We start from the raw sequence: 21,441 nt of genomic DNA, 5'->3' as shown, positions 1-21,441 counted from the left end.
AGTGAATCTATTAGATTAAGTTTAGTTATTTGTTTCTACGGAAGAATTGGTCTTTGCTTCCTGGGCTTTGATCCTGGATAATTCGGCCTGGGCTTCTTTTACTACTTCCGGATACTTCTGAAAGTTCTTGGTAACGTTCTCCAGAATATAGGTTGCCTGGTAGGCATCATCAAGGGCATAAAAGTTCTTGGCCATTAAGACAAGTCCTTTTGCTCCCCATAATTTATATCCTGAAAAATCCTTGGCCAGGATCTGTACGGCAGCATTTGAGGCTTCGTAATTTCCGTCTTTATGCTTGAAATAAGCATCGTAATAAAGGGCTTCAGCTCCCAGTTCCCCGGTCGCGGTTTTCTGTACTTCTTTATATGCTGAACGAGCTTTGTTATCATTCCCTGATTTTATAGCCGCTCTGGCTACCATGATCCTGGCGTCATTTCTGGCGGCAGTTTCAGCGCTGGAATTGTTTAAAACCGTCTCGGCGTAAGCGTTCGCTTTATTAAAGTTACCGGTCTCGTAATATGATTTCATCAGGTTTTGCTGGGCGAACACCACGTTCTGCTCATTATCTGCCTGTACCTCCAGTTTTTCAAGTAAAGGAAAAGCTTGGGCATAATCGTTCTTTTTCAGATAGATCTCAGATAATCTCGCTAAAGCCTGTTCGCTGAATTCATTCTTAGGTTTAGAAGTTACATAGCGATAATGCGGGATAGACCTGTCTACATTTCCATTGCGGTAATATAACTGCGCCAGGTAGAAATTGGCGTTTATGGAATGAATTCCGTTAGGGAAATTCTGAATATACTTCTCCAGGTTGGCGATCGCCTTATCGGTATTATTGTTCAGGTATTGATTTTCTGCAGCCTCGTAAGTAGTGTTGTCAAGATCTGCATCGCTTACCTCCACGAAATCTATATTTCTAACCCAGCTGGCATATTCATCAGTTCTTCCAAGATCTACATATACGTTTCTGGCAGTTGAAACCGCCTGCTTGGCTTCCGGAGTATTTGGATATTCTGCCACCACTTTTCTTAAGCGTTCCAGTGCTTTATTACCGTCATTATTATTGTAATAAATAAGTCCCTGTCGCAACATTGCTTTTGGTACAAGGGCACTTTCAGGCACCTCACGGATCAATCGGTTGTAAGATTCGATCCCCTGGCTTACATTATTTGCCGCCACGTAGGTATTTCCCAGTTCATACATTGCGTCATCACGGTAAGGCGAACGCGGATATTTTCTGGTAAAGCTGCTTAGCTCTTCGATCTTGGTATCGTTTCTATCTACAAAGCCATAGCTTATCGCTTTCTGGAATGCCGCATAATCAGCGTTGCTTACCCCGTTATCTATAGCTTTTTGATAGGCTTCCATAGCCGGCCAGTACTGGCTGGTCACATAATAAGTATCACCAAGTCGCAGGTAAGCATCATTTTTCTTGGCACCTTCAGCATTCGGGCTGGAGGTATAAGATTTAAAATAATTTACCGCCTGGGAATAATCGTTCTTTTTGAAATAAGCATACCCAATATTATAATCCAGGTCATCATATTCCTTGGTATTCTTGGCCGCACTCATTCCTTTAAACTCACGGTATCCAAGGATGGCATCTTCCATTCTATTGATGCTGTATTCACTTTCAGCTTTCCAGAATGTGGCTTTCGCAGTGATATCCTGGTCACGAGGTTCTTTTAAAGCTTTATCGAAATTCTGAATCGCAGCTTCATAATCCCCTTCTTCAAAAAGTTCCAGACCATAGTAGTAAGCTACTTTCTGGTAAGCCTGCTTATCGCTGAAATTCCTGTTGTTTTCCAGTAATCTCATCGCCTCTTCATAATTCTTTGAAGTGATGAATGAATCTATTAAAAGACTTTCCATCGCCTGCCTGTTCTCAGACTCAGGATATTTGTTCAAGTAATTGATCAAAACCTGTGAAGGGCTCTCGTAAGAGTTACCAATTTCATAACTCAGCTTGGCGTAATTATAAAGGGCATCTTCCTGGATCTTTGCATCAAATTCCATTTCACTGGCATTCTTAAAGGCGTTCAAGGCCTGTTGCTTCTGTCCAGATTCAAGGTAAGATTGAGCCAGGTGATAATACGCATTCTGGGCGATAGCATTTTTACCATCCACGATCTTGTTGAATTCATTGATCGCTGCTTCATAATTACCCTGCTTGTAATAAGCATAGCCTAACTGGTAATAATCTGTATTATTCCATTTACCGCGCAATCCGTTATAACCTTTCAGGTAAGGAATGGCTTCTTCATATTTTCCAAGATTGAAATAACTTTCACCTATGATCTTGTTCAGCTGAGGAATTTCCTGGCGATTAGCTTTCGGAAGTTGTTCCAGTCCCTGCTCTATGGCTTTTTCGAAATTTCCAAGTTTAAAGTTCATATCGGCCTGGAAATAGGAAAGATCTTCGGTATAACGATCGTTACCTTTTACTTCTTCGAAATATTCATTGGCTTCTTCATAATCATCGCCCTCATAAGCGATATATCCTAAATAGTATTTCGCCTGTGCTCCATATTCTTTGGAATCACGAACCCTGTTCAGGTAAGTTTGAGCTTCTTCGAACTGGTTTGCCCTGAAATAGGCATAACCATTATTAAAGTAAAAACGCTCACGGTCCTTCTTGCTCATGGCCTTTTCATCCACACGATCATACCATCTCCTGGAAAGGGCATATTTTCCGGTTTGGAAATAATAGTCGGCTACATCAAGATAGGCCGAATTGGTCTTTGTACTCGTAGTATATCTGGTCACAAAATTCTCCATCAACCGGTCTGCTCCGGGCTGATTCATTCTAACCGCCGCGTTGGCAATATAATAAGCCGCGTCCCCTTTGATCTTTTCATCATCGGTTTCATCCATCACCTCATCAAAGAGATTCTGGGCAGCTAAATACTGTTCGTTATTATATAATTCCAGAGCGCGATTAAAGTCTACCAGCTCATGGGTATATGCGGCAGATTGCTGGCAAACAGCAGAAAATGAGATAGATATAAAAACGACTAGCAGGTAAGCTCTTTTAAGTGTCATTTAAGGTGTTTTAGATTGGAATTCAAAGATAATTTAAAGCTTGCTTCTATAACGGCGATTAAGTTCTATAATTATGTTAATGAAAAAAAAAGTATGTAAGCGCCTTTTGAAAAATGTATATTTGAATGCCCTTAAAGGCTATTTCAATACCTGATTTTAATGTGCCACGAGGCAATAAAATGATAATCAGGACGATTGATTTTAAAGAAAAAATAATTCAGTATAATACACCAAACCAATAATTTCATGTCTCAACCTGTTCTGGAATTAAAAAACGCAGCAATCTACCAGCGCGAAAGCCTTATTTTATCTGAAGTGGACGTAAAAGTGAACAAAGGCGATTTTGTTTACCTCATCGGGAAGACCGGAACAGGAAAAAGTAGTTTTATGAAAACCCTTTATGGAGATCTTCCCCTAACCGAAGGAGAAGGCCATATTGTGGATTTCAACTTGCGAACTTTAAAGGAAAAGGACATTCCTTACCTACGCCGAAAACTGGGAGTGGTATTCCAGGATTTTAAATTACTTACAGACAGGAATATTAAGGACAACCTGCTTTTTGTGCTGAAAGCAACCGGCTGGAAAGACAAAAAAGCAATGGACAGCAAGATCGACGAAGTTCTTGATAAGGTAGGCATGAAAACCAAGGGATTTAAATATCCTTATCAGCTTTCTGGAGGGGAACAACAACGTGTGGCGATCGCCCGTGCCCTGCTTAATGACCCAGAATTGATCCTGGCAGATGAACCTACCGGGAACCTGGATCCTCAGACTTCGGTGGAAGTAATGGAAGTATTGCAGGAGATCAGTAAAAATGGAAATACCATCTTAATGGCCACCCATGACTATGCCCTTCTATTAAAGTATCCTTCTAAAACTTTAAAATGCGACGGGCAAAGGGTTTTTGAAGTAGTTCAGAAATCGGTGTAATGAAGGATATTAGGGTCGCCTATGGCGTTGCGATATTAACTGTATTACTTCTTTTCGCAAATCTTTGGAACGCCTATCCTAATGATTTTGACCTTGGATTTTGGCTTCGCACAGTCGCAAATATTCTTATCCTAATTTCGATGACTATCTCCATTCGGCATAACAGAAGGAATAAGAAAGAGTCTTAAATACTTTAAATGAGATTGCCACGCTTCGCTCGCAGAGACACTCCAAGGATACGTCTTTGCGAGGAATGCAATGACGAGGCAAACTCTTCCAGTATCTGAAATGCTGAAATATCTCGATAGCAATCAGGAAAGCATGAAAAACCTATTAAGGTGAGACTGCTTCGCTATGCTCGCAGAGACTCTTCAAAGAAACGTCTTTGCGAGAAGTGCAACGACGAAGCAAACTCTTCCTGTATCTCAACAAATGCTGAAATATGCCGATAGCAATCGGACAGCATGACGTGATGCATGAAAAAAGGAATTTAATATCGCTTTCCTTCATAATCCTTTCTAAAATCCTTCCCTGAAATTTTCATTTTTGATAACTTGTAGCTACTTCAATAAATAAAATGGAAATACTCGGTATAGATATAGGGGGATCTGGCATTAAAGGAGCTGTAGTAGACCTTTATAAAGGTGAACTTATAACTCCCAGACACAGAATTCCTACGCCTAGATCCCGCACCCCCAAAGCGATCACCGAAAAAGTAAAAGAAATGGTAGAGCATTTTAATTACGAGGGAATTGTAGGTTGTGGTTTCCCCACGATCATAAAGAAAGGTATCTGCAAGGATGAAGGAAATCTAAGTGAAAAATGGGTGGGATTAAATGTTGAGGCTGAATTTGAAAAAGCCACAGGCCTTAATTTTACAGTGATCAACGATGCCGACGCTGCCGGGCTGGCCGAAGTAAATTACGGCGCCGGTAAAAACGAAGATGGGTTTATATTAATGATAACGGTTGGAACCGGATTAGGAAGTGGCGCCTATCTTAATAGTGAATTGATCCCCAATTTTGAACTCGGCCAAACCCCTTACCTGGATTATGAAAAGATCGAAGACTGGGCGGCTTCCTCGGCAAAGAAAAAAGAGGACCTTAGCTACAAGGAATGGGCAAAGCGTTTCAACGTCTTTCTGAATTACACCCATTTAATACTGAATCCAGACCTCATCATCGTTGGCGGTGGAATTTCTAAACACTGGAAACAATATGAGGATTTCCTGAAAGTAAATACCGAATTAGTGCCAGCAGAATTAAGAAACAGGTCTGGTATCCTTGGTGCAGCCTACGCTGCAAAAAATAAATACAGTACCTAAATTTAAGCTTCCTGCACCTGCTTTTTATTGATGAACAGGTAATAGATGTTCACACAAACGATCGCCACGTTGGTGATGATCACCGGCCATGAATCTAAAAGAATTCCGTAGGCCACGAAAAAAAGACAGCCAATGCTGTTCACATATCTTAGGGTTACAATGTTTCTCATAAGAAAAGAAAGCAACACAAAGAAAGAAGCCAGGTAGCCTATCCATTCGGTGATAGTGATTCCAAAAATTTCAGTCATGGGATTAGTTTTATTTCATAAAAAAGCCCGCCTTACGGCAGGCTTTTCAATATTATATAATTTCAATTAGATCGCTTTAGATCTTTTTCTTTCATTTTCAGTTAAAAGAACTTTTCTCAGTCTTAAGAAATGTGGAGTTACCTCTACATATTCATCTTTCTGGATATATTCCAAAGCTTCTTCCAGAGAGAACTTGATCGCAGGAACGATCTTCGCTTTATCATCTGCTCCAGAAGAACGTACGTTAGAAAGCTTCTTGGTTTTAGTGATGTTCACTACCATATCATCCTGACGTGAATTCTCACCGATAACCTGACCTTCATAGATATCCTCACCCGGATCTACGAAGAATTTACCTCTATCCTGAAGTTTATCGATAGAATAAGGAATTGCTTTTCCTTTTTCCATAGATACTAAAGAACCGTTCTGTCTTTCTGGAATTCCACCTTTTAAAGGCTGGTATTCTTTATATCTGTGAGCCATGATCGCTTCTCCTGCAGTAGCGGTAAGCAACTGGTTTCTCAACCCAATGATACCTCTAGAAGGAATAAGGAACTGAATGTTCATTCTTTCTCCTTTAGCTTCCATGCTCAACATCTCCCCTTTTCTCATGGTCACCATTTCCACGGCTTTACCAGAAACATCTTCCGGAAGGTCGATAGTAAGCTCTTCTATAGGCTCACATTTAACTCCGTCAATTTCCTTGATGATTACCTGCGGCTGACCGATCTGAAGTTCATAACCTTCACGTCTCATCGTTTCGATAAGTACAGATAAGTGCAGAACCCCTCTACCAAAGACCATGAATTTATCGGCACTATCAGTCTCCTCTACACGAAGTGCAAGGTTCTTTTCAAGTTCCTTATACAGTCTTTCCTTGATATGTCTTGAAGTAACGAATTTCCCGTCTTTTCCGAAGAAAGGAGAATCGTTAATTGTGAAAAGCATGCTCATAGTAGGCTCATCGATAGCGATGGTCTTTAATCCTTCAGGATTTTCAAAATCGGCAACAGTATCACCAATTTCAAAACCTTCAAGACCAACGATCGCACAAATATCACCTGCCTGCACCTCTTCGATCTTTCTACGGCCTAAACCTTCGAAAGTATGTAATTCTTTAATTCTTGTTTTCTTGATGCTACCATCACGCTTCACCAAAGAAACCTGCTGATTCTCTTTCAAAGTTCCTCTTTGAAGACGACCAATAGCGATACGTCCTGTGAAAGAAGAGAAGTCAAGAGAAGTAATAAGCATTTGAGGAGTTCCCTCAAGATCTACTTTTGGAGACGGGATATGCTCGATCACCATATCAAGCAAAGGCTCGATATTTTCGGTTTCGTTTCTCCAGTCGTCACTCATCCAGTTGTTCTTAGCTGAACCATAAACGGTTGGGAAATCCAACTGCCATTCTTCTGCTCCAAGTTCGAACATAAGGTCGAATACCTTTTCATGAACTTCCTCTGGTGTACAGTTTTCCTTATCTACTTTATTTACTACCACACAAGGTTTCAATCCAAGATCGATCGCCTTCTGAAGTACGAAACGCGTTTGAGGCATTGGTCCCTCAAAAGCATCTACCAATAGTAAAACACCATCGGCCATGTTCAAAACACGTTCTACCTCACCACCAAAATCGGCGTGGCCAGGAGTATCGATAATATTGATCTTGGTATCCTTATAGGTTACAGAAACGTTCTTGGAAGTAATGGTAATTCCACGCTCTCTTTCAAGATCATTGTTATCCAGGATAAGTTCACCCGTAGATTCGTTATCACGGAACAATTCACAGTGATGCATTATTTTGTCTACCAGGGTTGTTTTACCGTGGTCAACGTGTGCGATAATCGCGATATTTCTAATAGCTGTCATGAAGCCTTATTTTTAAGGCTGCAAATGTACAGCTATTTTTCTCTAAACCAGCGCATAATGAAAAGATTTTAATTTACTGTAAATCAGAAGCTTTCAACCACTCACTCCATTTAATTTTAACCGGAAGCATTTCAAAAATTCAAGATTAAAGCGCAGGATGAAAAAAATTCCCAAAAACGTTAATCTTTTCAATCCGGTTTTCCTGTAAATATTCCATAGCAAATTGAACTACAGAATAATCTGCAGAGCTTAGCTTTTTAGTGCTGTTAAATTAAAATCGCCATGCTGTTAAACCCATTCTAAAAAGTTTCAGAAGAATCTGCTTTCTATCTAGTTTCGGCCAAAATAAAATCATATTATGAAAATTATTAAAGGATTATTTTTAGCCACACTATTTCTTGGATTCGCTAGTTGCGATGATGACGATGACAATGACGACATGAACGAAATGATGTCATACACCGCACAACTTGGAGATCTTAATGACTCTGGAGTTAGCGGAACTGCGACCGTTACCAAAAACGGAGATCAATTAACCGTAACTGTATTAGCACAGGGACTGGAACCAAACCAGCCTCACCCACAGCACATCCATGGATTGAGTGATGGTGAAGAAGCAACCTGTCCTCCAGCCTCTGCAGATGCAGACGAAGATGGAATTATCACAATTCCTGAAGGAGCTCCATTCTACGGAGAGGTATTATTGCCACTAGATGATTTCCCAATGGCAGATGCCGATGGAAACATATCTTATGAAAAAACCTTCACTCTAGGTATGAATGACGTGTTAACCGAAGCTCAACTGGCAGATCTTGACGATCGTGTAATCGTACTTCACGGTCTTAATAATGACGGTGAATATGTTGCCACCATTCCAGTAGCTTGTGGGCAACTGAATGAAATGTAGTAGAAACTATATAGGAAAACTAAAAACCGCCAGTTGGCGGTTTTTTTATTTTAAGACTCATCTGCCGAAGGCCCATAAGTAGCGGGTACAGAAATATCCAGCAGCCTGAAATAGACACCCAGTTGTGCCCGGTGATGAGGAAATTGATTCAATACCATAGATTGTAAAACATTGAATTTTGGCATCTCAAATAAGGTCTCTCCTTCTTTAGTCATCTTCCAGGTCCTGTGAAATTCCTCATCAGACTTTCTTAGCGAAGTTTCGGCAGCGACGGTATTTTGCTTTAGCTCTTTTATGATCTCATCTACCGTTCCATGATCTGGCGAGGTATATCCTTTTAGATCCAAGGCTTCGGCCTCCATAGTACCGGTGATCCAGGCGGGAATTTCAGCTAAATGGTTTGCTATCTGCTGTATGGTCATGGATTTTTCGTGAGGCTTCCATCCCATTTTATCCTCCGGAATACGTTTTAAGAACTTTTCGGTTAAGGCCACTTCCTGCTGCAATTGGGGAATTAGAAACTCATGGATCTTCATAATTGAAATTCTTGAAATTAAACAATTACCTAATTTACAGAAAAATACAATCAGAGGTATTCAATTTCAAAATATAGCTTAATTGCAATGCGGCATTAATTGAGTTATCTTTGCGACAAATTTTGAAATAATGAGACTAGACAAAATACCTAATATAAAACACACCGATAGTAATAACTTCTTTCTTCTTTCAGGTCCCTGCGCTATCGAAGGCGAAGATATGGCCCTGAGGATCGCAGAAAAAGTTGTGGCTATCACAGATAAACTTGAAATTCCTTACGTTTTTAAAGGCTCCTTCAAAAAAGCAAACCGTAGTAGAATTGATAGTTTTACCGGAATTGGAGATGAAAAGGCTCTAAAGATACTTCGCAAGGTCTCTGAGACTTTCAACATTCCTACGGTTACAGATATTCATGAGATTAGCGATGCTAAATTGGCTGCGGAATATGTAGATATTCTCCAGATCCCTGCTTTCCTGGTAAGACAAACAGATCTTGTAGTTGCTGCGGCTGAAACAGGCAAGGTGGTAAACCTTAAAAAAGGCCAGTTTATGAGCCCGGATGCTATGAAACATGCGGTGACCAAAGTAACCGATTGTAATAATGAGCAGGTAATGGTCACAGACCGCGGAACCATGTTCGGTTACCAGGACCTGATCGTAGATTTCAGAGGGATCCCAACCATGCGTGAATTCGCTCCTACTGTTCTGGATGTAACGCATTCATTACAACAGCCTAACCAAAGTAGTGGTGTTACCGGAGGAAGACCAGATATGATTGAAACTATTGCCCGGGCAGGAGTTGTAAATAATGTAGATGGCCTTTTCATTGAAACGCATTTTGATCCTGCAAACGCCAAAAGCGATGGGGCAAATATGCTGGATCTTGCGCACCTGGAAAAGCTACTGACAAATCTTGTAGCTATCAGAAAGACAGTGAATACACTTTAAAATATTATATTTCAGTCAAAAGAAAAAGCCACCTGGATCAGGTGGCTTTTTCTTTTTTTCAGGTTTTCTAAAAACAGTAAAGTTCAGCAAGATCTCATCATTTTATTTTCGGTAACTGACCAGGTCAAAAATTTCAATTTTCGAATTAAAACTGTCTTTTAACACAATTTAGTAATTGAACCTCAGCATTCTAAATTAAAGTTAATAGGCCTCATACCACAAGCATTAACGCGATTTTATTTTAATTTTGAAATTCTACAACCCTACCGATGATTAAAAAACTAACCATTCTAGCCACAATTTATTCTCTTTTTTCACTTTCTGGAAACCAGACTCTTTATGCCCAGGATAAACTGGAGGTTGATGTTGGCGGCGCATTAAGATTTAACTATAACCTTTCCTCGTGGAAAGAAGGCCAGAAAAACCGTGGTGGTGATTTTGGGTACGACATGTTCAGAGTCAATTTCAACAGTTCCTATAAAGAAATATATCTGAATGCTGAATACCGTCTGTATTCTGAAGCATTTGGAGGAGGATTCCTAAAACAGGGTTGGGTAGGTTATCATTTCAATGAGCAGGATGAGATCCAGGTTGGATTAAACCAGGTTCCTTTCGGTATACAGCAGTACAATTCGCACAACTGGTTTTTCAACCTCACCTATTATTTTGGCCTGGAAGATGATCACGATATGGGGGTAAAATATTTGCATGTAGACGACAGGTTCGAATACAACCTCGCCTTCTATAAAAATTCTGAAGAATTGACATTTGGTGGTGATAGTGAATCTTCTCCCAACAGGTATTCCTATGATGTAGTGGGCAGGAATAAAGAAGTAAACCAGTTCAATGGGAAACTGATCTATAAGTTCGGTGATTCCATTAAGAGCAGGCTTGGTGTTTCGGCACAATATGGTGGTTTATACAATCTCGATACTAAAGAGACCGGCTCACATAATGGGCTGGCTCTGCATTATGAGATGAATGTGCAAAACTGGAATATCAAATTACAGGGAATGATCATTAATCATGATCCTAAGAACTTACCCGGAGAATCTGACGAGATTCTGCAAATGGGAGCTTACGGCGTCCCTTATGAAGTAGCTTCAGATTTTAGTGTATATACTGCGGCTGTTTCCAAAAGTATTCCCGTAAAACTTGGTCCTATTAGTAACCTGGAGTTTTATAATGACTTCGGTTACATGGATAAAAAAGTTGATCGATTCGAAGATTCATTTATGAACGTTACCGGAGTTCTTGTGAGCGCCGGGAAGGTTTATACATATATAGATTACGCTGCCGGCTATAATCATTCGTGGCTTGGTGGAAATTTCGTGGATGATTTTAGTGTTGGAAATCCTGACGCAAAATGGGAAGCAAGATTCAATATTAATATCGGATATTATTTTTAAACCCTACAGAAACTAGATATATGGCAGAGAAAGTTACCAGAAGTGATGAGAAAAAATCCATATTCGGACTGGAAGTTAACGGTCCGGTATTTTTTACGTCCTCTATTTTCATCATTATAAGCATCGCATTAACCTTAATTTACAAAGAACAGGCAGAAACCTTCTTTGAAGAACTGCAAAACACGGTGGCAGAGAGTGCCGATTGGTTTTTTATCCTCGCCATAAATATCTTTTTTGTGTTCCTTCTCTACCTGGCTTTGGGCCGGTTTGGAAAACTTCGTATTGGTGGACAGAATGCCAAACCAGAATTCAAGACCTTATCCTGGTTCGCCATGCTTTTTAGTGCCGGGATGGGGATTGGTCTTTTATTCTTTAGTGTAGGTGAGCCCGTAATGCATTTTAATTCTCCTCCTATGGCTGAAGCTGGTACTGCGGCAGCAGCAAAAGAGGCCATGAATTTTACCTTTTTGCACTGGGGTTTTCATGCCTGGGCCGTTTATGCCCTGGTGGGACTTTCTCTTAGTTACTTTACATATACCAGGGGACTTCCTCTTACCATTAGATCTATCTTTTATCCATTCCTGGGGGACCGTATCTACGGAAGAATTGGAGATATCATAGATATTTTTGCCGTACTGGCAACCTTATTCGGACTGGCTACATCACTAGGATTCGGGGTTCAGCAGATCGCTTCAGGATTAAACCATGTCTTTGGCCTGCCCGATGGCACTACTACCCAGATCCTCATTATTGCAGCAATAACCGCAATTGCCACAACTTCAGTGGTCCTGGGAGTAGACAAAGGAGTAAAGGTTCTGAGTGAATGGAACATGAGAATCGCGGTGGTACTTCTCATTCTGGCACTTATTCTTGGTCCAACGATTTTTATTTTCAGATCTTTTGTAGAAAATACCGGAAGTTATCTTTTCAATTTTCTGGAAATCTCTACCTGGAGTGAAACCTTCACCAAAGGCGACTGGCAAAACGACTGGACCGTATTTTACTGGGGTTGGTGGATAGGTTGGTCTCCGTTTGTGGGAATGTTCATCGCCAGGATCTCCAAGGGAAGGACGATAAGAGAATTCATACTGGGAGTACTGCTGGTTCCTTCTCTGGTAACCTTCTTCTGGATGTCAGCTTTTGGTAGCGTTGCCATCAATGAGATCATGTCTGGAAATGACGCTCTAAGCCAGGCCGTGAATGATGATATCGCTACGGCATTATTCGTATTCTTCCAGGATTACCCGTTATCGATGGTCATTAATGTGGTTGCAGTGCTATTAATTGCAGGATTCTTTATCACATCTTCAGATTCAGGTTCTCTAGTGGTAGACAGCCTTACTTCCGGAGGAAAAATAGATGCTCCTGTGGGACAACGAATCTTCTGGGCGGTTACTGAAGGTACTGTCGCTGCAGTATTATTAGTTGGTGGTGGCTTACAGGCCCTGCAAACAGCAACTATAGTTACCGGTTTGCCTTTCGCTATCATTTTAATGGTCATGTGTTATTCCCTCTATAAAGGTTTAAATGAAGACCTGAAAAAACTGAAAGAGAAAAAAGACGAAAAACAACTGGAGAATTACGAGGAGATCGTTTCAGATATAGTGAACAAAAGAAATTTACAGGAATCAGATAAAAAACAGTAATTATGAAAAATATAGATAAGATCCTTGTCGCGCTTGACCTTACTTCAACCGATACAGACCTCATACGGTATGCTTCATTCTTATGTGATACCCTGAAACCAGAAAAGGTATATTTTGTACATAATATTAAGAAATACGAGATCTCAGAACTATTCCAGGAACAATTGGAAAAACTGGACCTGGAAACTTTAATTAGCGACGAACTGGACGAGAAGGTTGCTACGCATTTTAAAGCAGACACTCCATCGCAGGTACTTATTTCTGAAGATCCCTATACAGAATCCCTCATTAACTATATCGTCCATAAATATGCGATCGACCTGGTAATGGTTGGTAATAAATCAAAAAGCGAAGGAACTGGGATAGTCTCCGATAAATTAATGCGACTGCTTAAATGTGATATTATTTCTGTTCCGGAGAATGTGAAATGCAGTATGAATAAAATTTGGGGAGGTACAGATTTCTCCAAGCAATCTGCGAAGGTTTTCCAGACTGCTTCTGTCCTGGCGAACCACACCGGAGCGAGCATCTCTGCGGTAAATATTTATAATGTTCCGGTACAGTTCACCCCTTACCTCAACAAGGAGGAAATGGTGCCGAAAATTGAAAAGCATACCCGGGAGAAATTTGAAAAGTTCGCCAAGAAATATAAAATAACCGATTGCGATGTTAAGATCATTCGCGGGCGCGATGTTAGCGTAGCTGAAAAACTTACTTCAGAAGCTGGTAAGGCGGGAGCCGATCTACTAATGGTTGCAGATAAAGGAGGCAACGTATTTTCTTCACTTTTAGTGGGAAGTGTTACGGATGAACTTTTCGATCTTACACTGAAGCTTCCTCTTTGGATAGCGAAGTAAATTTGCATTCCTAAGCGTTAGTCGTCGAATAAGTCCTGAAATTTTATAATATCGGGGATAATTTATTTAGATTTAGGCATCTATCAATCTATACCTAAATTTAAAATGAAAAATTTAACCCAATTACTGGCTATGGCCATATTTGTTTCATTGTCTTCCTGTGAGGAGGATAAAACGAAAGATACAGGCATAGAAATGGGCAATCTCTATGTTTCAAATTCGAAACCACAACCGGGAGAAGATCTTTTGATCAAATACGATAATCAGGAATCTGAAGCGCCTGAGGCAACCGTTAACTACCTGGTTGGAAAAAAGTATTATCCTACCGATATACAACTGAAAGATTCTGCAAATGCACTTTTTGGAAAAATCAGCATCCCGGATACGGTACATGCCATGGCCTTTAATTTCAAATTTGGCGACAAATACGACAGTAATAATAAAAATGGCTATGTATTATCATTATATGATGAAAATGGTGAAGAACTAAAGCGATCTCAGGCTACCAAAGGCGTATATTTTACACGTGCAGCGAATACTTTTGATATAAAGCTTGAAAACGACTCGATTGCAGCAATCCTTGAAAACGCTATTAGTGAAGATCCAGAGATCGAGGAAAGTTTTGATGTGGATTATTCTAATGCTCTTTTGGCCGCAGACCAGAAGAAGGCAGATAAGTATATTCAGAAGAGGATCGATTATTATAATTCCAAGGATTCGCTGAACTATGAAAATTATGAGGCGCTCTCCGGATTATATTCTCTCAAGAAAAATAAGGCCAAGAATGATTCTATTACAAAACTTGTGGCAGAAAAGTATCCAAAAAGTGAAATTGCCCGTCGTGATTGGCTTATCAAGGTATTTGAGGCGAAATCTTCTGACGAGCAGGTAAAAGTTTTAGAAGATTTTGAAAAAGTATATGGGGCTAAATCAGTTTATGAAAAAGACGTAATGCTGCGCCTCATCGCTTCAAAATTTGCTGAAGAAGAAAACTGGGAAGCTTTTGAAAAATATGCTTCTCAAATTAATGAGCCCAGGGAAAAAGCAAGGCTTTATAACTCAACGGCCTGGAAGCTTGCAGAAGATGGCGAGAACCTCGATACAGCAGCAGAGATCTCTAAAGAATCTATTAATATCATTTCTTCTGCGACAGGCGACTATTCAGCAAAACCGGAATTTTATTCTAACAAGCAATATGACCGAGCAATGAAATGGAGTCATTCCATGTATTCAGATACTTATGCTTTGATCCAGTTCAAACAAGGTGATCTTGAAGGTGCTATAGAAACCCAGGAAGAAGCTCTTTCAGAAGAATCTGGCGCCGATATGACCACAAGATATGTACAGTATCTTATAGAAGCTGAAAAATTTGAGAAGGCCCAGGAAAAAGCAGAAGAATTTATTGCAGATAACCGGGCAAATGCTGAAATGACCGATTATTTAAAAACAGCTTATGCCGAAAATGATAATTCAGAAGAATTTGAAACTTATCTGGCAAGGCTTGAAGAAAAAGCGACAACCAAAGCCAGGGAAGATTTAAAGAAGAACATGCTGAGTGAAAAGACAGAGGATTTTGAACTTACAGATCTTGAAGGAAATACGGTGAAATTAAGTGACCTGAGAGGTAAAACCGTTATCCTTGATTTCTGGGCAACCTGGTGCGGACCTTGCAAACAATCATTTCCGGGAATGCAAAAAGCGGTGGAAGAATATTCAGATAATGAAAATGTAGAATTTCTATTTGTAAATACCTGGGAAAATGGCGATAGCAGAAAAAGGGATGTTTCAGAATTCATTGAGGAGAACAATTATTCTTTCCACGTACTTATGGACGAACCAGTTGCTGAAGGAAGTCGTGAATTCACGACTACTTCTAACTTCGGTATAAATGGTATTCCAACCAAGATCATTGTTGGGCCTGAAGGTAAAGTGAATTTTAAGAAAGTAGGCTATAGCGGGAATAATGAAAAAATGCTGAAAGAGATCAGTTTGATGATTGAGCTGACTCAGGAAAGTAAATCTCCGCAAGCTTAAATCATAGAAAATAAATAAAAAAGCCCCGGCAACTTGCCGGGGCTTTTTTAATTATTCCAATTTGAGATCATTCTATAAGTTTCGCCTTTACCAGAACAGGCAAATGATCTGAAGGATATTTAAGATCCTTTGAATCACTAATTACGGCGTACTTTTCTACTTCAACTTTATCATTGATAAAAATACAATCGATTCGTCGGGTCACCGGTTCAGAAAAATTATAACCATTGAAAGTTCCGGCGGGACCAAATGTATATTCGGCTTCTTGTTTAGCATCATCGAGATAGCTAAGGATGCTCCCTACTCCTTCTGTATCGGGTTCAAGATTGAAGTCTCCCATAAGGAAAACGGGAAGATCTTCCTGGTTCATCGCTTTAATTTTCTGAACGATAAGCCTTGAACTTTCTAATCTCGCTTTCTCCCCCATATGGTCAAAATGAGTATTAAAGATCCAGAACTTTTTTCCGGAAGCTTTATCTTCAAATAAAGCATAGGTACAGATCCTGTTAAGTGCGGCATCCCAGCCTATGCTTATTTTATCGGGTGTTTCCGAAAGCCAGAACGTATTAGATTCCAGTACCTCAAATTTTTCCTGCTTATATAAAATAGCACTGTATTCACCTTTATCTTCTCCATCCCTGCCTACTCCGAGCATTTTATAGCTAGTAATATGATCGGTAAAATGATCCAATTGAGATTTCAGGGCTTCCTGCACTCCCAGAACATCGGGTTCATAAAAATGTATCTGGTTAGTGATCCAGTCCTTGCGCTTAGACCAGCTGTTCTCACCATCATTTTCATTGGCGTATTTTATGTTATAGGTCATTACCTCGATCTCCTGCGCAGTTACGCTAATTTGAAAAAGGAAAACACAGAATAAGAGTGAAAGTATTCTCATAAATTGAATTTTTTATAAGTTTTGAAATTCCATATAAAGATAGAGTCAAATCAAAATTTTAAAAATTTATAAGCTTAAATTAGACTTTTTTATTTTACTTTGTATTTCAAAGTACTTTAATATGGAAAACGAAAAGTATCTTAAGGATCTTAGCGAGATCAAAAATATGATGAATCGCTCCTCCCGTTTTATTTCTTTAAGCGGACTTTCAGGAGTGTTTGCCGGATGTTATGCTATTCTTGGTGCCGTAATGGCGAAAATGGTTCTAAACAGCAATACTTCATATTACAATGAATCCTATGAATCTGTCTCAAGCGGAATTGCAAATACAGACGTCACCTTACAATTAGTTACTATTGCCCTGGCAGTGCTTGTGCTGGCGATTGGTACGGCTATTTTCCTAACTACCCGGAAAGCAAGAAAAAATGAACAGAAGATCTGGGATAGTACGAGCAAAAGACTGGTAGTGAACTTTTTTGCACCCCTAATTGCAGGAGGCCTTTTCTGCGTGGTTCTGCTACAATATAATCTGATTGGCCTTATTGCCCCCAGTATGCTTATTTTCTATGGATTGGCCTTAATTCATGCCAGTAAGTATACCTTTGCAGACCTTAAGGGTCTTGGATATGCCAATTTGATTTTGGGCCTTGTGGCTACCCAGTTTATTGGTTATGGATTGTATTTCTGGGCGATCGGTTTCGGACTCTTTCATATTATTTACGGCATCTGGATGCATAATAAATATGACAGAAAAAGCGCTTAATGAAGAACATAATAAGTAATATAAATAAAGCTTTTGATCATAGGATCAGATTGGGGATCATGAGTGTACTTATGGTGAACGATCACGCCGATTTTAAAACCCTGAAAGAACTTCTGGGTGCTACAGACGGTAATATTGCCAGTCACACCAAAGCTTTAGAAAAACAGAAATATATTAAAGTTGAAAAATCATTCATAGACCGGAAACCAAACACCAGGTATATTGCTACCGGCACGGGCCGAAAGGCATTCCAGGAACATCTGGATGCCCTAGAAAAATTGCTACATAACAGCAATGACCTCGGCAAAAAAGAATAAAAGAAACCAAACTATATTTTTTTACCTATTCACTTTGAATTTCAAAGTACTTAAATTAACTAAAACCACATAATATGAAAAGTACACGCTTAATTATCATTTTAGCAATCGCCGCCACAATCCTTTCGATCCCATTTTTTGCCATGCAACTTGGAGCTGAAGGTGTAGACTGGGATATCCGGGATTTTATCATCATGGGAATACTGCTTTTTAGTACTGGCCTGGCCATAGAATTTGCCTTAAGCAGATTACGTACTATGAAAAGCAGAATAATCGCCTGCGCTTTAATTCTGTTCGGGCTATTCCTTATCTGGGCAGAACTAGCTGTAGGCATCTTTGGTACTCCATTTGCCGGTAGTTAGATGTTCGAGATCAAATCTTAAAAATTAGAATATGGATTATTTTGTAAAAAAAGATTCGATAGTCAGGGAGATATGGGGGAAAAGCGATACGATCCTTTTCATTTTCGCTGGTGCCTCTGCCGAATTTGCCCTAAACAAAGCTGTTGACTGGCTTTATTATACGGGACGTTTACCTAAAGACCCGCTAGGCAGATTATTTTCTACCGTTGGCTATGCCAGGAAAATAGTTTACTCAGAAAAGCAGTCTGCCCTTTCTGCCATTGATGGCATGAATAAGATCCACGCTTCGGTAGAGTCAAAACGTGGTAGCAGTATTCCAGACTGGGCATACCGGGATGTACTTTTTATGCTTATAGATTATTCCATTAGGTCTTATGAGATCCTGGAAAGAAAACTAGACCTTTCCGAAAAAGCAGAAGTTTTTGATGTCTTTTTCAGAGTTGGGAAAGCCATGCATCTTAAAGACCTTCCGGAAACTTTTGCAGCCTATGAAAGAATGCGGAAGAATCATTTGGAGCAACATCTTGATTATGGCGAGTACACCAAAGATCTTTACAGGCAATATTCAAAACATCTGGGCTGGGTTCGGTATAGACTGCTTTTAGAAACACAGATCCTTATTACCCCAAAAAAAGTAAGGCGACTATTAATGTTGCGGAGTATCTCTCTTCTAAGCCCTTTGATCCTGGGCTATAAAATTAGCCGAAGTATCAACCTGGACTGGTTGCTAAAGGAGCTTATCCTTCCCCAGGAATATAAAAAAGAAATAAGGGCGATGGACTTTAATCCGACTTAATTAAATCACTGAAAACAAATATTAAAATATATCATGCTGATGTATCAGGACAGAATCAAAGCTATCACAAACAGAGCAATGCTTTCTCAGTATAATTTTATGCCTATTCTTATTTAACTTTTATGACAAATTATTTTCAAAACAATCTTATTGATTTTTTTACAGGTTGGCCTTACATCCTATTAATAAGCGTATTGCTTGGATTTTTTTTCTATGGGCTTTTTGGAAAGATCTGGAAGAACAGAATTCCAAAAGTCCCGTTTGCTGCTTTATGTAGCATTATTTTGAGTCCACTAATTTACCAGGGAATATTGATCGCATTCTTCAGCCTTATTTTCTATGAATATCACCCAGAACGGGATTTCAATAAGGAAAGCTGGAATGAAGAAATTCAGAATCGTCATGAAATGAGCACAGACCTGGTCGAAAATGATATTTTAATTGGAAAGAGCAAAGCTGAAATTATTGAAATGCTGGGTTCACCAAATTCCAGCCAGAAAAGTGATCAGGATACTATAACTACCTGGCAGTTTAATCTGGGAAATGAAGGACACGCCATGGGATGGAAATTTTATACTTTGATAATAAAATTTGAGGAAGACCGCGCAAGAAAGATTGAAATTGAAGAATTAATAGACTGAAAACAGTCGGCTTATTTTCTCTAAACTTAAAAAATATCGTACCGATTTTATGGAGAAAAGATGAATTTGAAAAGGAATAAAAGAATTTACTATTGGTTCGGGTTTACCATCCTCCTGGTCATCGAGATCTTTATAGCAAGCTATATAAAGGATGATTTTATTAGGCCAAACCTGGGAGATTTCCTGGTGGTGATCCTGATTTATTGTTTCCTGATGGACGTTAGCAGAATCTCTGTTATCAAAGGTTTAATCACGGTACTCTTATTTTCTTTCGCGGTCGAGTTTTTCCAGCTTATCAACATTGTAAAAGTGCTGCAGTATCAGCCACCTAAAATAGTGATGATCATTCTTGGCAGCAGTTTTTCGGTTCGGGACCTGCTGGCTTACAGCCTTGGAGTTTTCACCTGCCTGCTATTGGAATACACCAGAAATATTTACGCGGTACCGTCTACGTAATCCTGCAAATAAGAATATAAAGGAGTCAGCTTTCCGTTTTCGGTCATTCTTGCTCTTCCCAGGATACCATCTTTATCATTATTGAAAAAAGTCGGTATCACATTCTTAAGGAACATCTCTCCAAATCCTTCACTGGCATCTTTGGGTAATTCACAGGGTAAATTATCTACCGCCATGATAGTGATCGCTTTGGGATCACGGAAATCGGTTTCGGCACCAGTCTCGGGATCATAGCCATAAAAAGGTTCAGCAATGGTAGAAGGTCGAATTGTGCTGGCAACAGGACCTGCTATATCACAGGAAATATCTGCCACATATTTAATGCGGAAATCTTTATGCTCAATATCCTCTTTGGAATAGAACACCGGAGCGCCCTGCCCATAAAAATGACCGGCAATAAATACATCGCTGGTCTTCGCAAATTTCATGAAATCTGAATCATAATTCTCTGGCACCCTATAGAATTCCTTGCGGCTTCCCTGGGCGCCATCTTTACGTTTAGAATAATCCAGCACGTCTATATGACAAAAAACCGGTTCATTGAATTCATTCACCAAATAGGTTTCCGGTTCCACCTGTTTTATGTTCAGATGCTCCAGGATCTCTTTGGCACCATGCGCAACCTTACCGCTACCAGTTAATACAAATTTATAAGCAGGCAATTTGATCTTATCCAATTCTGCCAGCATTGATTTTAAATCTGGCAAGGTCTCGGCCTTAGGAAGTTCAAAACTGTTTTCTCTAATCCCTATCGATCTAATTCCATTATAAGCACCTACCAGGCCGGCATAGCGTCCAAACCCAATTAAACGTGCCTTGTTCTTGTTGGTGATCACCTCGTGATCGTATAGTTCAATGTTTCTTGACAGAATTTCACGAAGCAGATCACGATTATATGGCTGCTTTTTGATGGTATGTGAAAAGAAAAAGTACTTTTTGTCAGGTATCAAGTTCGGGATGGGCACCTCTTTTACTCCAAGCAGTACGTCGCAATCGCTTATATCTTCAGAAACTTCAAAACCTGCCTCACGATATTCCTCATCGCTAAATATCCTGATATCAGAACTTTCCACTTTAAAAGAAGCTTCCGGAAATTGGGAAACTACTTTTTTTAGCATTTGCGGTGAAAAAATCACTCTTCTATCTGGCGGAGTTTTTCGTTCTTTGATCAGGGCGAATTTTATCATTCTGGTATGGGTTTTGCTTCTTATTGTAGTGTCTCAAAGATATAAATTTAAATGAGTATCTTTGCTGGCCCGATCGTAAACTACGATCGGATTTCTTTGAAAATTTTGCGTTAGGGATAGCTGCGAAAATCCTTTTTATTTTGGCTCTCGACTCCGCTCGAGCTGATAAAATAAATAGATTGCAGCGAATAGTCCGGCCAGGAAGCGAGAGTGTAGTGGCAACGCCATCATTGAAATTAGAAGTAAGAAAAACGAAGTACGAATGATAAA

The 21,441-nt window shown here is 39.7% G+C and carries 20 protein-coding genes; 14 read left to right on the top strand and 6 right to left on the bottom strand.

Annotation, left to right across the window (positions count from 1 at the left end):
* Positions 1-21: 21 nt before the first annotated feature.
* A complete protein-coding gene (locus C8P64_RS12955) occupies positions 22-3,042 on the bottom strand; it encodes a tetratricopeptide repeat protein (protein WP_108172507.1) in 3,021 nt (1,006 codons plus the stop codon).
* A gap of 246 nt (positions 3,043-3,288) precedes the next feature.
* On the opposite strand from C8P64_RS12955, the gene C8P64_RS12950 reads away from it, so the two are divergent.
* Together C8P64_RS12950 and ppgK are read left to right on the top strand one after the other, a co-directional pair.
* Positions 3,289-3,972, top strand: a complete 684-nt coding sequence (locus C8P64_RS12950; protein ID WP_108172506.1) for a cell division ATP-binding protein FtsE — start codon at positions 3,289-3,291, stop codon at positions 3,970-3,972.
* Positions 3,973-4,549: 577 nt separating this feature from the next.
* A complete protein-coding gene (ppgK, locus tag C8P64_RS12940; RefSeq protein WP_108172504.1) occupies positions 4,550-5,296 on the top strand; it encodes a polyphosphate--glucose phosphotransferase in 747 nt (248 codons plus the stop codon).
* Between the two features lie 2 nt (positions 5,297-5,298).
* Here ppgK and C8P64_RS12935 read toward each other — a convergent pair whose 3' ends face one another.
* Positions 5,299-5,544, bottom strand: coding sequence for a uroporphyrinogen decarboxylase (locus C8P64_RS12935; RefSeq protein WP_108172503.1), 246 nt, complete (start codon positions 5,542-5,544; stop codon positions 5,299-5,301).
* Positions 5,545-5,610: 66 nt separating this feature from the next.
* Positions 5,611-7,413, bottom strand: coding sequence for a translational GTPase TypA (typA, locus tag C8P64_RS12930; RefSeq protein WP_108172502.1), 1,803 nt, complete (start codon positions 7,411-7,413; stop codon positions 5,611-5,613).
* 358 nt (positions 7,414-7,771) lie between these two features.
* Between typA and C8P64_RS12925 the strand changes: the two genes are divergently transcribed.
* Positions 7,772-8,320, top strand: coding sequence for a hypothetical protein (locus C8P64_RS12925; protein WP_108172501.1), 549 nt, complete (start codon positions 7,772-7,774; stop codon positions 8,318-8,320).
* A gap of 50 nt (positions 8,321-8,370) precedes the next feature.
* Here C8P64_RS12925 and C8P64_RS12920 read toward each other — a convergent pair whose 3' ends face one another.
* Entirely contained in the window at positions 8,371-8,856 is a 486-nt protein-coding gene (locus tag C8P64_RS12920; protein WP_108172500.1) for a DinB family protein, read from the bottom strand.
* 130 nt (positions 8,857-8,986) lie between these two features.
* Between C8P64_RS12920 and kdsA the strand changes: the two genes are divergently transcribed.
* From kdsA to C8P64_RS12895, 5 genes are all read left to right on the top strand, one after another.
* Positions 8,987-9,805 (top strand): 3-deoxy-8-phosphooctulonate synthase, encoded by an 819-nt coding sequence (gene kdsA, locus C8P64_RS12915; RefSeq protein WP_108172499.1) that lies wholly within the window; start codon positions 8,987-8,989, stop codon positions 9,803-9,805.
* 269 nt (positions 9,806-10,074) lie between these two features.
* On the top strand, positions 10,075-11,214 hold the full coding sequence (locus C8P64_RS12910; protein ID WP_245889703.1) for a hypothetical protein: 1,140 nt from the start codon (positions 10,075-10,077) through the stop codon (positions 11,212-11,214).
* A gap of 20 nt (positions 11,215-11,234) precedes the next feature.
* Complete coding sequence (locus C8P64_RS12905) at positions 11,235-12,860, top strand: BCCT family transporter (protein WP_108172498.1); 1,626 nt, start codon at positions 11,235-11,237, stop codon at positions 12,858-12,860.
* 2 nt (positions 12,861-12,862) lie between these two features.
* Entirely contained in the window at positions 12,863-13,717 is an 855-nt protein-coding gene (locus C8P64_RS12900) for a universal stress protein (protein WP_108172497.1), read from the top strand.
* Between the two features lie 105 nt (positions 13,718-13,822).
* On the top strand, positions 13,823-15,751 hold the full coding sequence (locus C8P64_RS12895) for a TlpA disulfide reductase family protein (RefSeq protein WP_108172496.1): 1,929 nt from the start codon (positions 13,823-13,825) through the stop codon (positions 15,749-15,751).
* 67 nt (positions 15,752-15,818) lie between these two features.
* Here C8P64_RS12895 and C8P64_RS12890 read toward each other — a convergent pair whose 3' ends face one another.
* On the bottom strand, positions 15,819-16,649 hold the full coding sequence (locus tag C8P64_RS12890) for an endonuclease/exonuclease/phosphatase family protein (RefSeq protein WP_108172495.1): 831 nt from the start codon (positions 16,647-16,649) through the stop codon (positions 15,819-15,821).
* 121 nt (positions 16,650-16,770) lie between these two features.
* Between C8P64_RS12890 and C8P64_RS12885 the strand changes: the two genes are divergently transcribed.
* The 6 genes from C8P64_RS12885 to C8P64_RS12860 all read left to right on the top strand — a co-directional run bounded on the left by C8P64_RS12885 (position 16,771) and on the right by C8P64_RS12860 (position 19,984).
* Positions 16,771-17,412, top strand: coding sequence for a hypothetical protein (locus C8P64_RS12885; RefSeq protein WP_108172494.1), 642 nt, complete (start codon positions 16,771-16,773; stop codon positions 17,410-17,412).
* Positions 17,412-17,729, top strand: coding sequence for a winged helix-turn-helix domain-containing protein (locus C8P64_RS12880; protein WP_108172493.1), 318 nt, complete (start codon positions 17,412-17,414; stop codon positions 17,727-17,729). Before C8P64_RS12885 ends, C8P64_RS12880 begins: the two co-directional genes overlap by 1 nt.
* Before the next feature lie 74 nt (positions 17,730-17,803).
* A complete protein-coding gene (locus C8P64_RS12875) occupies positions 17,804-18,091 on the top strand; it encodes a hypothetical protein (protein WP_108172492.1) in 288 nt (95 codons plus the stop codon).
* Between the two features lie 31 nt (positions 18,092-18,122).
* Positions 18,123-18,887, top strand: a complete 765-nt coding sequence (locus C8P64_RS12870; RefSeq protein WP_108172491.1) for an oxygenase MpaB family protein — start codon at positions 18,123-18,125, stop codon at positions 18,885-18,887.
* Positions 18,888-19,081: 194 nt separating this feature from the next.
* Positions 19,082-19,528 carry a hypothetical protein gene (locus C8P64_RS12865; RefSeq protein WP_146167224.1) on the top strand — a complete coding sequence of 149 codons (447 nt, stop codon included), beginning with the start codon at positions 19,082-19,084 and terminating at the stop codon, positions 19,526-19,528.
* A 60-nt stretch (positions 19,529-19,588) separates the two neighbouring features.
* Positions 19,589-19,984, top strand: coding sequence for a ribosomal maturation YjgA family protein (locus C8P64_RS12860; protein WP_108172489.1), 396 nt, complete (start codon positions 19,589-19,591; stop codon positions 19,982-19,984).
* On the opposite strand, the gene C8P64_RS12855 is transcribed toward C8P64_RS12860, so the two are convergent.
* Positions 19,963-21,171 (bottom strand): NAD(P)-dependent oxidoreductase, encoded by a 1,209-nt coding sequence (locus tag C8P64_RS12855; RefSeq protein ID WP_108172488.1) that lies wholly within the window; start codon positions 21,169-21,171, stop codon positions 19,963-19,965. The genes C8P64_RS12860 and C8P64_RS12855 overlap by 22 nt on opposite strands.
* Between the last annotated feature and the right edge of the window lie 270 nt (positions 21,172-21,441).

It is taken from the genome of Christiangramia gaetbulicola (genome assembly GCF_003054225.1).
In the GTDB taxonomy this organism is placed as follows: domain Bacteria; phylum Bacteroidota; class Bacteroidia; order Flavobacteriales; family Flavobacteriaceae; genus Christiangramia; species Christiangramia gaetbulicola.
The sequence above is the reverse complement of the archived record's forward strand: the minus strand, read 5'-3'. Positions and strand labels throughout refer to the sequence as shown.